The following is a 12,931-nucleotide window of genomic DNA, read 5'->3' on the forward strand; positions in this document are numbered from 1 at the left end:
CGTACTCAGGCGCCCGAGGCGTCAGCGGCGTACGCGGGGCATGCCGAGGCCGATCCAGGAGATGATCTCGCGCTGGATCTCGTTGTTGCCGCCGCCGAAGGTGAAGATGACGGCCGAGCGGTAGCCGCGTTCCAGTTCGCCGTGGAGGACGGTGCCGGCGCTGCCCTCCTTCAACGCGCCCGCCGCGGCGACGACTTCCATGAGCCAGGCGTACGCGTCGCGGCGGGCCTCGGAGCCGTAGACCTTCACGGCGGACGCGTCCTGCGGTGTGAGGGTGCCGTCCTGGAGGGCGTTCACCATCTGCCAGTTGAGGAGTTTCATCGCGTCGAGCTTGGTGTGGGTCTGGGCGAGGCGCTTCCTGACCCAGCCCAGGTCGATGACGCGGCGGCCGTCGGCGAGCTTGGTCTCCATGGCCCAGCGCTGGACGTCGTGCAGGGCGCGGATGGCCATGGTGCCGTGCGCGGCGAGGGTGACGCGTTCGTGGTTGAGCTGGTTGGTGATCAGGCGCCAGCCCTTGTTCTCGTCGCCGACGCGGCGGGAGACGGGGACGCGGATGTCCTCGTAGTAGCTCGCGGTGGTGTCGTGCGAGGCGAGGGTGTTGATGACGGTGCAGGAGTAGCCGGGGTCCGTCGTCGGGACGAGGAGCATGGTGATGCCTTTGTGGGGCGGCGCTTCGGGGTCGGTGCGCACGGCGAGCCAGACCCAGTCGGCGGTGTCGCCGTTCGTGGTCCAGATCTTCTGGCCGTTGACGACGTACGTGTCCCCGTCGCGCACCGCGCGGGTCTTCAGCGCGGCGAGGTCGGTGCCCGCGTCGGGTTCGCTGTAGCCGATCGCGAAGTCCAGTTCGCCCGAGAGGATCCGGGGAAGGAAGTGGTCCTTCTGCTCGTCGGTGCCGAACTGCATGATCGTGGGGCCGACGGTGTTCAGCGCCATCAGCGGCAGCGGGACGCCGGCCTGCGCGGCCTCGTCGAAGAAGATGAACTGCTCCATGGGCGTCAGGCCACGGCCGCCGTACTCCTTCGGCCAGCCCACTCCGAGCCAGCCGTCCGCGCCGAGGCGACGCACCGTCTCGCGGTAGAAGCGCTTCTGGGCCGCCGGGTCCTCGTAGCGGGCGTACGCGTTCTCGGGCACGAGGTCGGCGAAGTAGGCGCGCAGCTCGGTGCGCAACTGCTGCTGCTCAGGCGTGTATTCGAGGTGCACGGCCCCTCCTGGCGGTCAACTGGGCGGCGTCGGCGCGCTCGTGGGAGCGGCCGGACGGCGCACACAGTAGAACCCGTTCCAGAAATAGGGAATGGCCGCGGACCTTTCCGACTGACGGCCAGTCAGTTCGGTGGCCGTTTCGGGCGGTCAGTCCAGGGACGCCAGGAACGCGGTGCAGGCGCGGGCGCAGGCGCGGCTCTGCTCGGCGCAGGCCGCCGCGTCCGGGACGCGGTCGCAGGCGTGCGCGCACTCCAGGGCGACGGCGCGGCACCACTCCACCTGGAGGCGCAGCCCGTACTCGTCCTGGTGCGTCTCCTCCGACAGGAGCCGGCAGGTCGCGTCGCAGACCTCGACGCACAGCAGCAGGGCGCGCCGCAGTCCGTGGGAGGAGCCGGGCGGCCGGGGGGCCTCGTCGGGCGCGGGGCGGGTGGGGCCGTGCACCGCGGCGGAGACGGCGCTCAGCTCGGCGTTGCTCACGAGCAGCGCGCAGCTGCGGGCGCACTCGGTACAGGACTGGGCGCAGGCGAATCGCTCCTCGAGGAAGCGGACGAGGGCGTCCTTGGAGGGTTCGGTCATCACGCCGTCGTCCGCGCCTCGGGTGTCCTCGGCGGGGAGGTTCGACTGCTTCGCCAGGGAGGTCACCGGCCCGGCTCCTTTCCAGGATTGGTGGGACGCGGAGCCGAGTAGCCGTTTCGTGTCGCACCAAACCGGCGATCCCCGAGGATCGATCAATTCCTTTGCGGGGGACGCCCTGGAGGGTTACGTTCACGGCGCCCCGCACCACCCCTGCCGCCCTGGAGTGCCCTTGTCGAACGCACCCGCGTCCGCCGCCCCGTCCGCCCCGCGCCTCACGCCGCTCACCGATCTGCACGCCCCGGCCGGAACGCGGCGGCTCGTCTGGCTCGCCCAGGACGCGCACGACACCCCCGTCGGCTCGGCGTTCCTGCGCCTCTTCGACCGGGACGGGCAGCGGCACCTGGCCGAGGTCGACCTGCGGGTGCATCCGGCGCAGCGCCGCTCGGGCGTCGGCTCCCGGCTCCTGGAGGCAGCGGTCGAGGTCGCCCGCGAGGACGGCCGCCGGTCGGTGCTCGCATCGGCGGACGGCGGCTCGCCCGGTGAACTCTTCCTGGCCGCACGGAAGTTCCGCCGGGTGCTGCGGATGACGTACGCGCGGCTGCCGCTCGCCGACGCGGACACCGAGGCCCTCACCGCTTCGGCCGGACGGCCGCGGCCGGGGTACCGGCTGACCGAGTGGACCGGCACGGTGCCCGACGAACTGGCCGAGTCCTTCACGGCGTCGCGTCGCGCGATGGACGACATGCCGATGGACGACGCGGACTACGGGCAGGTCGCGTGGGACGTGGAGCGGGTACGGGCCGTCGCCGAGGCGGTGGCGAACCGCGGCGACCTGCTGCACACGGTCGCGGCGATCGACGAGAGCGACGGCTCGGTCGCCGGCTTCACGGAGCTGGTCGTGCCGGGCGGCGGTACGGGCGACGGACAGCACTACGGCACGGGCGTGCTGCCGGAGCACCGCGGCCACGGCCTGGCCCACTGGATGAAGGCGCACCAGATCCTGCTCGTCCGCGAGCGGCATCCCGCCCTGACCGGCCTCATGGCGGACACCGCCGACAGCAACGTCCCGATGCGCACGGTCAACGACGCGCTGGGCTACGTACCGACGCACCAGTCGTGCGAGTACCAGCTGGACCTGTAGCCGACCCGGGCAGGGGCGGGCGGCGGGCGGGTACCGGCGCCGGACGGAAAGGCTCAGGAAGGAGCACGCCGTCATGGCCGACTCGTCCGCCCTGTCCCCGATCGAACTCGAGGTGCTGTGGGCCGACTTTCACAGCACCGTCAACATGACGGCGCAGGAGCCGGCCGCGTGGCTGCGTACGAGAGCGGCGGGCGCGGTCGGCACGTCGCCGCCGGAGAACGCGGGCGGCGCGGCGGGCCGCCATGTCCTCGCGGTCCTGCGCAGGCGCCGCACCGAACTGACCGCCGACGACGTACGTCTGATGCGCGAGGTCGTCGACCGGGTCGCGGTGCTGACCGAGGGGTCGCGCGAGCCCGAGCCGCGGGCCACCGTCACCCGGCACCGGCTGATGTCCCTGGGCCACGACCAGCTCAGGCCCTGAAGGTCGGCCGCTGTGCCACCCGGTACTCCTCCATCTCCTCGCCGCGCAGGACCAGCCCGTGGCCGGGGCCGTTGCGGCCGGGGCGGAGCGTTCCGCCCGTCGGGTCGAGGACTCCGCCGAAGAGCATCGACTCGACGCGGACGTGGTCGTGGAACCACTCCAGGTGCCGCAGGTTCGGTACGCACGCGGCGACGTCCGCGTGGGCGTGCGGGGCGTGGTGGGACGAGATCTCCAGGCCGTGGGCCTGGGCCAGGGCCGCCACGCGCAGGAACTCCGTGATGCCGCCGCAGCGGGTGGCGTCCGCCTGGAGGCAGTCGACGGCGCCCGCGGCGATCATCCGGGCGAAGGAAGGCAGGTCGTAGCCGTACGCCCCCGCCGTCACGTCGCACAGCAGGGCGTCGCGGACCAGGCGCAGGCCCGTGAGGTCGTCGCAGGAGACGGGCTCCTCGAACCAGCCGACGCCGACGGCGGCGAGGGCCTCGCCGATCCGGACGGCCTGCTTGCGGTTGTAGCCGCCGTTGGCGTCGACGTACAACTCGGCGCGCGGGCCGATGACTTGACGGGCGTGCCGGACGCGCTGGAGGTCACGTGTCGCGGCCCGGCCCCAGGCCTCTCCGATCTTGATCTTCACGCGCGGGATGTGCTGCCCGTGCACCCAGCCGCTGAGCTGGGCGGCCAGGTGCGTGTCGTGGTACGTGGTGAAACCGCCGCTGCCGTAGACGGGGACGCGGTCGCGGTTCGCGCCGAGGAGGCGGACCAGGGGCAGGTCCAGGAGGCGGGCCTTGAGGTCCCACAGGGCGATGTCGACGGCGGAGATCGCGCAGGAGACGATCCCCGGGCGGCCCGCGTCGCGGACGGCCCGGCACATGCGGGCGTGGGTGGCGGGGATGTCGAGGACGTCGAACCCCTCGACGAGCGGCGCGAGTTGGTGGCGTACGACGTCGGCGGCGGCCGGTGGCGCGTAGGTCCAGCCGGTGCCGGTGAGACCGCCGGACCGGACCTCGGCGACGACGGTCGTGGTGGTGTCCCAGGAGAGGGTGCCGTCGGCCTCGGGGGCGTCGGTGGGCACGGTGTAGGCGCTCACGTCGACGCGTTCGACGGGCAGGCAGGGTCGCTCGGGCGAGGCGGGCAGCGCGGGTGTGGAGGACGGGGGCGGCGCGGAGTCCGTGGCCATCTCGCGTCATCTCACCGGGTGCTGCCGTCCTTGAGCTGCGGGAGCACCTTCGTACGGTAGAAGTCGAAGAACTCCCGCTGGTCCGGGCCGATCTGGCCGACGTAGGCGCGGTCGAAGCCGGCGTCGGTGAAGGCGCTGAGCGCGGCGACGTGGTCGTCCGGGTCGGGCCCGCACGGCACCTGGTCGGCCACCATCTTCTCGGTGACGAGCGTCGAGGCCTGCTCGAAGTGGCGCGGGGTGGGGAGCACCTGACCGAGTTCGCCGGGCAGCAGCTGGTTCGCCCACAGCTCGTGCACGCGGCGCACGGCCGTGTCGCGGTCGCCGCCGTAGCAGACCTTGACCCCGCCGCTGACGAGCTTCGCACCGCCGCCGCCCTTGCGGAACTGGGTGACGAGTTCCTCGTCGGGGCCCATGGTGAGGTAGCCGTCGCCGACACGGGCCGCGAGCGCGGTGGCCTGCGGACCGAAGCCGGAGATGTCGATCGGCACGGGCTCGTCGGGGAGGGTGTAGAGGCGCGCGTTCTCCACGGTGAAGTGCTCTCCGTGGTGCGTGACCTCCTTGCCCTCCAGGAGACGCCGGATGACGGTGACGGACTCCTCGAGCATCTCCATGCGGACGTGGGCGGCCGGCCAGTGGTCGCCCAGGATGTGCTCGTTGAGCGCTTCGCCGGTGCCGACGCCGAACCGGAAGCGGCCGTTCAGAAGGACCGCGCTGGTGGCGACGGCCTGGGCGAGGACGGCGGGGTGGATGCGGACGGTCGGGCAGGTCACGGCCGTCTCGACGGGCAGGGACACCGCTTCGGCGAGGGCGCCGATCACCGACCAGACGAAGGGGCTCTGGCCCTGGGCGTCGTTCCACGGGTGGTAGTGGTCGGAGATCCACAGGCAGTCGAAGCCCGCCTGCTCCGCCATCCGGGCCTGCTCGACGAGGTCGTGCGGTCCGAACTCCTCCGACGCCAGGAAGTAGCCGTACTCGGCCATGGTTCCCTCCAAGGGGTGTGGGCGGGCCCGGGCGGGCCGGGTACCCGCGTGCTGTCCCGGAAACCCCGTTCCGACGACAGCGGGGCACCGGCCCCCGGCGGTCGGCGCAGGAATCGCGTCACGCTGTCGAAGGGGCCACCGAAAGCCCTGCGAAACGCGCTTCGAAGGTTTCACGCGCGGGTTTACCGGTACCTGGGCCGGTTACTCACCATCGATACCGGCGCGACCGCGAACCACTCGCGGTCGTGCCGCGCATCAGGAACCCGAGCAGCCACACGACCAGCACCGCGAGCGCCACCCGCCCCAGCGGTTTCACCACGGAAGCGGTACCGAAAAGAATCAGTGCGAGCAAAAGAACCGACACGACGGCGAGCACGGGAATTTCCTCCCTGAAAAGCACCGCGCACGTCCCAGACCCGAAGAGTTTCCCCCGATTTCCCGCACACAAAGAGAGTCGAATGTGAGCCCGAAGAAGAAGAACGGAACGGCGGAGGATCACAAGACGCGACTGACCGTTCTGGTCGCCCTCGCCGCGAATCTGGTCATCGCCGTGGCGAAGGCCGTCGGCGGTCTGATCGCCGGGTCCCCCGCCCTGCTCTCGGAGGCGGCCCACTCGGTCGCCGACAGTCTCAACGAGGTGTTCCTGCTGGCGGCGTTGCGCCGCAGCCGGCGCCCGGCCGACCGCAAGCATCCGTTCGGCTACGGCAAAGAGCGGTTCTTCTGGTCGCTGCTCGCCGCGGTCGGCATTTTCGTGATGGGCGGCTGCTTCTCGTTCTTCCAGGCGTTCGAGGCGCTGACGTCGGGCGGCGGCGAGGAGTCACGCACGGGGTACCTGGTCGGCCTCGCGGTGCTCGGGGTGGCGCTCCTCGCCGAGGGCAGTTCACTGGCGCGGGCCGTGCACCAGGTCCGGGCGCAGCCGGGCGACGGCATCGGCTCGGACCCGGCGCTGCGCACCGTCCTCGCGGAGGACGGCACGGCGGTGATCGGCGTGCTGGTCGCCGCGGGCGGCATGGTGCTGCACATGGTGACGGGCCGGATCGAGTGGGAGGCGGCGGCGTCCTTCACCATCGGTGTGCTCCTGGTGTTCATCGCCTACCACCTCGGCAAGGACGCCCGCGCCCAGCTGATCGGCGAGGCCGTCTCCCCCGAACTGCACCGCGGGATCCGTGAACTCCTCGACTCCCAGCCGGAGATCGACTGCGTGGCGGCGCTGCACACGATGCGGCTCGGCATGGACTCGACGCTCGTCGCCGCCCGTATCGACCTGGCGCCGGGCATCGACAGCGAGCGTCTGGAGCTGGTGAGCGACCGCATCAAACGGGCCGTCCAGGACACCTGGCCCGAGGCGGACCAGGTGTTCCTGGACGTGGTGGAGGCGCCGGACCTCGTACGGGGCGAGGTGTCGGGCTAGCTCTTCCGGGAGCCGCCGTCCCGCCTGTCCTTGGCCGTCTTGCTGCCGGGGAAGAACTCCTGCATCTTCGCCTTGAACCCCTGCTTGACCATGTCGGTGCTCTGCGGGTCGCCCTTGAGGATCGCCTCGGCCGTGGACTCCATCTGGTCCCACGTGGCGTGCGGCGGGATCGGCGGGACGGACGGGTCCGTCACGAAGTCGACGACGGCGGGCCCGTCGGCGGCGAGCGCGGCGCGCCAGGCGTCGGCGACGTCGCCGGGCTTCTCGACGCGGATACCGGTGAGGCCCAACTGCCGGGCGAACGCGGCGTAGTCGACGTCCGGGAGCTCCTGCGACGGCAGGAAGGACGGCGAGCCGCCCATGGCCCGCAGCTCCCAGGTGACCTGGTTCAGGTCGCGGTTGTTGAGGATGCCGACGACGAGCCGCGGATCGCTCCAGCGGTGCTGGTACTTGGCGGCGGTGATCAGTTCGGCGAGGCCGTTCATCTGCATCGCGCCGTCGCCGACGAGCGCGACGACGGGCCGGTCCGGGTGCGCGTACTTGGCGCCGATCGCGTACGGGACACCGCAGCCCATCGTGGCGAGCGTCCCGGACAGCGAGCCGCGCATGGTGCCGCGCATGCTGATGTGCCGGGCGTACCAGTTGGCGGCGGACCCGGAGTCGGAGGTGAGGATCACGTCGTCGGGCAGCTGCGGATCGAGGGCGCGGACCACGAGCTCGGGGTTGACGGGGTCGGCGCTCAGTTCGGCGCGCCGGTCCATGACGCGGTGCCAGCGGGCGACGCTCGCGCGGATCTCTTCGTGCCAGTCGCGGCCTTCGTTGCGGCGCAGCAGCGGCAGGAGCCTGCGCAGGGTGGCGCGGGCGTCGCCGACGAGGTTCACCTCGTACGGGTAGCGCATGCCGATCATGTGCGGGTCGATGTCGATCTGGACGGCGCGCGCCTTGCCGTACTCGGGCAGGAACTGCGAGTACGGGAAGCTCGATCCGACGGTCAGCAGGGTGTCGCAGTCCCGCATCAGCTCGTAGGAGGGCCGGGTGCCGAGCAGGCCGATCGCGCCGGTCACGTAAGGGAGTTCGTCGGAGAGGACGTCCTTGCCGAGCAGCGCCTTGGCGACGCCCGCGCCGAGCAGTTCGGCGACCTCGCACACCTCGGCCCTGGCCCCGGCGGCGCCCTGTCCGACGAGTACGGCCACCTTGTCACCGGCGTTGAGGACGTCGGCGGCCCGCTCCAGCGCCTCCTGCGACGGTTCGGCCGTCCACGCGCTGCGGTCGAGGCTGGAGGGCACCATCTTGAAGGCGTGCGGGGGCGGGGTGTGATCGAGTTCCTGTACGTCGCCGGGGACGATGACGGCGGTGGGGGCGCGGCGGGCGTAGGCGGTGCGCACGGCGCGGTCGAGGACGTTGGGCAGTTGTTCGGGGACGGTCACGGTCTCCACGAAGTCGGAGGCGACGTCCTTGAAGAGGGTGTGCAGGTCGACCTCCTGCTGGTACGAGCCGCCCATGGCGCTGCGCGCGGTCTGCCCGATGATCGCGAGCACCGGGACATGGTCCAGCTTGGCGTCGTAGAGGCCGTTGAGGAGGTGGATCGCGCCGGGTCCCGAGGTCGCGACACAGACGCCGAGGCGGCCGCTGAACTTGGCGTAGCCGACCGCTTCGAAGGCGGCCATCTCCTCGTGCCGCGCCTGGACGAACTCGGGGCGGTTGTCGGCCCTGCCCCAGGCGGCGAGCAGGCCGTTAATGCCGTCGCCCGGATAGCCGAAGACCTGTTCCACTCCCCAGGAGCGCAGCCGGCTCAGGATGTGATCGGCGACCTTGGTGCTCATGCCGGGACCTTTCGTCGCGTCGGATGCGTCGGGTTCGTGCGGGGCGGGTGACCAGTCAGGAGCCCGGGAAACCGGGTTGGCGGCCCCCGCCCGGGGTACTCGGCGGACGCGGCGGAGGCCGTGGAACGACGGCGGGGAAACAGGAGGGGCCATGGGCCTGGTGCAGGCGGGAGTGCTGGTGCTGGACTGCGCGGAGCCGGAGGAACTGGCCGAGTTCTACCGCGCGCTGCTCGACGGGGAGATCTCGTCGAGCCCCGGCAGCAACCGCATCGACGTCATCGGTGAGCACGGCACCCGGATGGCGTTCCGCCGCGACCTGAACGCCGCTCCGGCCAGTTGGCCGCGCCCCGACGACTCCCAGCAGGCCCATCTGGACTTCCTGGTGGCGAAGGACGATCTGGACGAGGTGGAGCGTCAGGTCATCGGCCTGGGCGCGCGCCCGCTGGAGACGCGCGGCGCCCGCGGTCCGAACGAGACGCGCCTGTACTCGGATCCGGCCGGGCACCCGTTCGCGGTGCACTGCGCGAAGCAGCAGGCGCCGAAGGTCAACTGACCGGGAACGGCCGCCGATCGCCGCCGATCGCCCAGGAGTACGGAACACGACGCGAGAACACCGAGATCGAATCGACGTACGTGAGAAAAAGTCGTCTACAAAACTGTCTAGCGGCCGAATCTGATCAGAATCGGCCGAAGCGAGGTCCGATCATGAACACCACGGCGCGCTCACCCCACCCCTCGGAGACCAAGCGCGAGGTCAAGGGCCGCATTCGCACCTGCCGCCCGGCGCACCGCGACGGAGCCGAATCCTCCGGTCCTGACACCGAGCGCGATCCTGATTGGAACGTGGTGCGCGGAGAGGACTGAGAGCCCCTTCCCCCACCGGCGTTCCGGCATATGCTGTCGGTGCCGACGAGGGGAGGGACGATGGCGATATCCACCGCCGCACGGCCGAAAATTCTCGTCGTCGACGACCGCGCCGACACGTTGTTCGCGATGGAGAGCGCGCTGGCTCCGCTCGGCTATCCACTGGACCGCGCGAGCACCGGTGACGACGCGCTCAAGGCGGTCCTGCGCGGCGGCATCGCGGTCGTCCTGCTGGACGTGATGATGCCGGACGTGAGCGGCTTCGAGGTGGCCCACTACATGGCGCGCCTCGAACTCACCCAGGACATACCGATCATGATGATCACGGGCGCGGGCCAGGACCCGGCGCTCGCCACCCGCGCCTTCGAGCTCGGCGTCGCCGACTACGTCGTCAAGCCGGTCGAGCCCTGGGTGATGCGGACGAAGGTCCGCTATCTGTACGAGACGAGCCGGCGCCTGCACAGCCTGCGCGAGCGCCTTCGCACGTACGAGAGCGGCGCCGACGGGGCACACGCCGCGGCGCCGCCCGAGCTCGGCGACCGCCCGCTCTCGCGCCCCGCCTGATCCCCCTCCGCCCGGCCAGGGTGTCCATGGTCACAGCCCGACGGGGCCTTCCCACCCCCATGCGGTTGTAGAGTACAACTGCGTAAGAGTTGTATAAGCCAACCCATGGCCTCATGGCCGACTCCTGGAGGACCTGCTCATGCCGGGCAACCGCGCGCTGCGCCACGTACTGACCCTGATGCTCACGCCGCTCCTGATGTGCGTGGGCATGGGCTTCGCGTACCTCGGCGCCTTCGCGGCCCCCGAGCCCCACCACCTGCCGGTCGCGATCGTGGGCACGGGCCCCGAGGCGAAGGTCTTCGCGCAGACCGTGAAGGACACGGCGGGCGACGCCCTGGACGTCCGCACGCTCGGCGACCGCTCCGCCGCGGTCGACCAGCTCAGGACGCGGGACATCGACGGCGCGTACGTGCTCGGCGACAAGGCGCCCGAGCTGATCGTGGCCACCGCCGGTTCGGACACCACCGTCTCCGTCGTCCAGAAGATCTTCACGCCGGTCGCGGCCCGGCAGGGCGCTCCGCTGACGGTGACGGACGTCGTGCCGACGGTCGACGACGACCCGACGGGCCAGGGTCTGTTCTTCCTGCTCGTGGCCGTCAGCATCGGCTCGTACGCGTCGGTCGCGGTGATCGGCGGCGCGGGCGCCGTGTTGCGGATGCGGACGCGCGCCGTGCTGGTCGTCGGCGCCTCGGGAGTGGTCAGCCTGATCGGCGCGGCCTTCGCCGGCCCCGTCTTCCACCTGGTCCACCAGCACCTGTGGGGCCTGTGGGGCATGACCTGGCTGTACTCGGCGGGCATCCTGGCGATCGGCGTCGGTCTGCACACGTTCCTGAAGAAGTGGACGACGCTCGGCGTCATGGTCCTCTTCGTGATGCTGAACTTCACCAGCTCCGGCGGGATCTTCCGCCCCGAGCTCCAGAACGGCTTCTTCGGCGGCCTGCACGCCTTCTGGAACGGCGCGGGCTTCGTCGAGGGCGCCCGCAGCCTCGTCTACTTCGGCGGCCACGACCTGGCGCGGAACGTCTGGACGCTGGTCGCCTGGCTGGCCGTGGGCGCGCTCGCGCTCACCGTGGCGGGCCTGGCCGAGCGGCGTGCCGCGCGGGCCGGGTCGCCGTTGCCCGTGGAGACGCCGGAAGAGGCCGAGGAGGAGATCGAGGAGGCCGTCGCCGTCTGACGGCCCGCTCCCCCGCCCATGGGTATGCCCCCGCGCCGTTCGGTGCGGGGGCACACCCATGGGACGGACGGATCACACGCCGCGCGGCAGGCCCTTCGCGTGGCGGCGCAGCATGAAGGCCTCCACGATCTCGACGACGCCCATCGCCACCAGCCAGCAGCCGCCGACGAGGGTGAGGACGGCGACGGACTCGAACGGCGAGACCATCAGGACGACACCGGCGACGGCGCTGACGATCCCGAGGAAGATCTGCCAGCCGCGCGCGGGCATCGCCGGGTCGGAGACGGCCGCCGCGGTCTGCGTGATCCCGCGGAACAGCCAGCCGATGCCGATCCACAGGGCGAGCAGCAGGATCGACTGGGTGGCGCCGCGGAAGCAGAACAGGCCCAGCATGATCGAGACGGCGCCGCTGATGAACGCCATCACGCGCAGCCCGGTGGTCACATGGGTGCCGAACGCCGTGATCAGCTGGAAGACGCCGCTCACCAGCAGGTAGACGCCGAACAGGATGCCGGCCGCCCAGAGCGAGGCGCCCGGCCAGGCGAGGACGAGCACCCCGAGGATCAGCGCGGCGATCCCCGCGAGCAGCACCGCCTGCCAGGCGGCTTCGGCGAGCCGGCCGAGTGGCCCTTCGGGGCGCTGCGGCGGCTCCTCCTGACCGGTCCCACCGGTCGGCCGGTGCGGGGTCTGCGGGTCGTACGGTGCGTGGGTCATGTCCGACTTCTCCCACTGCCTCCGCGCGCCCGCCATCGGACCCGGGCCGAACGAGTGACCCCGAAAGGCGGGAAAGCAGCACAATGAACGCATGACTGCACATCAGCGTCCCGGCCCCTGCGCGGTGCGCCGGGTCTACGATCCGCCCGCCCCGGCCGACGGCACCCGCCTCCTCGTGGACCGCCTGTGGCCCCGCGGCCTCTCCAAGGAGCGGGCCGCCGTCGACGAGTGGCTCAAGGACATCGCGCCGTCGAAGGAGTTGCGCACCTGGTACCACGAGGACCGCGAGGGCCGGTACGACGCCTTCGCCGAGCGGTACCGGGTGGAGCTGGCCGAACCGGTCCGCGCCGACCAGGTCGCCCACGTACGGGAGCTGGCGCGACGGGGTCCGGTGACGCTGGTGACCTCGGTGAAGGACGTCGAGCACAGCCATGTGCCGGTCCTGGTGCGCCACTTGGCGGCGGCCGACGGCGGCTGAGCCGGGTCAGGCCGCGAGGCAGACCGTGCCGCGTCCCGCGGTCCGGTTTCCGCCGTGCAGGACGGAGACCGTGCTGCGCACCGGTACGGCCCGCGTCAACTCCCCCTGGGCGAGCGCCAGTACGTCGACGAGGCCGAGCCCGAGCGCCCCCGCGGCGGCGGCGAGCATCTCCGACGAGGCCTCCTTGCGGCCGCGCTCCACCTCCGAGAGGTAGGGCATGGAGATCCCGGCGACGTCGGCGACGTCCTGCAAGGTCCGGCCCTGCGCGCGGCGTTGGCGGCGCAGTACGTCCCCGACGATGTGCCGCCACAGCGGCTCCTGCGCGCCGCGGCGGGCGGCGGGCCTCTCCTGGTTGCTCATCGGCTCAGCGTACGGGCCGGCGCGGCGCCGCGGCCGGGGCTTCGCCCAGGG

The 12,931-nt window shown here is 71.6% G+C and carries 16 protein-coding genes; 8 read left to right on the forward strand and 8 right to left on the reverse strand.

The features are described 5' to 3' along the window. Positions 1-21 precede the first annotated feature (21 nt). Both V2W30_RS02895 and V2W30_RS02900 read right to left on the reverse strand, forming a co-directional pair. Entirely contained in the window at positions 22-1,200 is a 1,179-nt protein-coding gene (locus tag V2W30_RS02895) for an acyl-CoA dehydrogenase family protein (protein ID WP_338693390.1), read from the reverse strand. Between the two features lie 147 nt (positions 1,201-1,347). Then, positions 1,348-1,776 (reverse strand): ferredoxin, encoded by a 429-nt coding sequence (locus V2W30_RS02900; RefSeq protein ID WP_425244657.1) that lies wholly within the window; start codon positions 1,774-1,776, stop codon positions 1,348-1,350. A gap of 229 nt (positions 1,777-2,005) precedes the next feature. On the opposite strand from V2W30_RS02900, the gene V2W30_RS02905 reads away from it, so the two are divergent. Next, positions 2,006-2,917, forward strand: a complete 912-nt coding sequence (locus V2W30_RS02905) for a GNAT family N-acetyltransferase (RefSeq protein ID WP_338693394.1) — start codon at positions 2,006-2,008, stop codon at positions 2,915-2,917. 73 nt (positions 2,918-2,990) lie between these two features. Next, the gene (locus tag V2W30_RS02910) at positions 2,991-3,338 is read left to right on the forward strand and encodes a DUF3140 domain-containing protein (protein WP_338693396.1); all 348 of its coding nucleotides are present in this window, start codon (positions 2,991-2,993) and stop codon (positions 3,336-3,338) included. Here the strand turns inward: V2W30_RS02910 and V2W30_RS02915 are convergent. The 3 genes from V2W30_RS02915 to V2W30_RS02925 form a co-directional block, all read right to left on the reverse strand. Continuing rightward, a complete protein-coding gene (locus V2W30_RS02915; protein WP_425244658.1) occupies positions 3,328-4,443 on the reverse strand; it encodes an enolase C-terminal domain-like protein in 1,116 nt (371 codons plus the stop codon). The two genes, V2W30_RS02910 and V2W30_RS02915, sit on opposite strands and share 11 nt — an antisense overlap. 80 nt (positions 4,444-4,523) lie before the next feature. After that, on the reverse strand, positions 4,524-5,492 hold the full coding sequence (locus V2W30_RS02920) for an LLM class F420-dependent oxidoreductase (RefSeq protein WP_338693400.1): 969 nt from the start codon (positions 5,490-5,492) through the stop codon (positions 4,524-4,526). 205 nt (positions 5,493-5,697) lie between these two features. Further along, positions 5,698-5,868 carry a hydrophobic protein gene (locus tag V2W30_RS02925; RefSeq protein WP_338693402.1) on the reverse strand — a complete coding sequence of 57 codons (171 nt, stop codon included), beginning with the start codon at positions 5,866-5,868 and terminating at the stop codon, positions 5,698-5,700. A gap of 84 nt (positions 5,869-5,952) precedes the next feature. Here V2W30_RS02925 and V2W30_RS02930 point away from each other — a divergent pair, with 84 nt between their 5' ends. Next, positions 5,953-6,903: a cation diffusion facilitator family transporter gene (locus tag V2W30_RS02930; protein WP_338693404.1), complete on the forward strand. Its 951-nt coding sequence runs from the start codon at positions 5,953-5,955 to the stop codon at positions 6,901-6,903. Here V2W30_RS02930 and V2W30_RS02935 read toward each other — a convergent pair. Beyond that, positions 6,900-8,726 (reverse strand): thiamine pyrophosphate-requiring protein, encoded by a 1,827-nt coding sequence (locus V2W30_RS02935; protein WP_338693406.1) that lies wholly within the window; start codon positions 8,724-8,726, stop codon positions 6,900-6,902. The two genes, V2W30_RS02930 and V2W30_RS02935, sit on opposite strands and share 4 nt — an antisense overlap. 151 nt (positions 8,727-8,877) lie before the next feature. Between V2W30_RS02935 and V2W30_RS02940 the strand changes: the two genes are divergently transcribed. From V2W30_RS02940 to V2W30_RS02955, 4 genes are all read left to right on the forward strand, one after another. Beyond that, positions 8,878-9,279 (forward strand): VOC family protein, encoded by a 402-nt coding sequence (locus V2W30_RS02940; RefSeq protein WP_338693407.1) that lies wholly within the window; start codon positions 8,878-8,880, stop codon positions 9,277-9,279. 152 nt (positions 9,280-9,431) lie between these two features. Beyond that, on the forward strand, positions 9,432-9,590 hold the full coding sequence (locus V2W30_RS02945; RefSeq protein ID WP_338693408.1) for a hypothetical protein: 159 nt from the start codon (positions 9,432-9,434) through the stop codon (positions 9,588-9,590). A gap of 60 nt (positions 9,591-9,650) precedes the next feature. After that, positions 9,651-10,154: a response regulator gene (locus V2W30_RS02950; protein ID WP_338693410.1), complete on the forward strand. Its 504-nt coding sequence runs from the start codon at positions 9,651-9,653 to the stop codon at positions 10,152-10,154. A 139-nt stretch (positions 10,155-10,293) separates the two neighbouring features. Next, positions 10,294-11,328 (forward strand): hypothetical protein, encoded by a 1,035-nt coding sequence (locus tag V2W30_RS02955; RefSeq protein ID WP_338693412.1) that lies wholly within the window; start codon positions 10,294-10,296, stop codon positions 11,326-11,328. Between the two features lie 72 nt (positions 11,329-11,400). On the opposite strand, the gene V2W30_RS02960 is transcribed toward V2W30_RS02955, so the two are convergent. Next, positions 11,401-12,042, reverse strand: coding sequence for an HdeD family acid-resistance protein (locus tag V2W30_RS02960; RefSeq protein ID WP_338693414.1), 642 nt, complete (start codon positions 12,040-12,042; stop codon positions 11,401-11,403). A gap of 91 nt (positions 12,043-12,133) precedes the next feature. Between V2W30_RS02960 and V2W30_RS02965 the strand changes: the two genes are divergently transcribed. Continuing rightward, a complete protein-coding gene (locus tag V2W30_RS02965) occupies positions 12,134-12,520 on the forward strand; it encodes a DUF488 domain-containing protein (RefSeq protein WP_338693416.1) in 387 nt (128 codons plus the stop codon). Positions 12,521-12,526: 6 nt separating this feature from the next. On the opposite strand, the gene V2W30_RS02970 is transcribed toward V2W30_RS02965, so the two are convergent. Beyond that, complete coding sequence (locus V2W30_RS02970; RefSeq protein ID WP_338693418.1) at positions 12,527-12,880, reverse strand: helix-turn-helix transcriptional regulator; 354 nt, start codon at positions 12,878-12,880, stop codon at positions 12,527-12,529. Between the last annotated feature and the right edge of the window lie 51 nt (positions 12,881-12,931).

It is taken from the genome of Streptomyces sp. Q6 (assembly GCF_036967205.1).
Classification (GTDB): Bacteria; Actinomycetota; Actinomycetes; order Streptomycetales; family Streptomycetaceae; genus Streptomyces; species Streptomyces citrinus.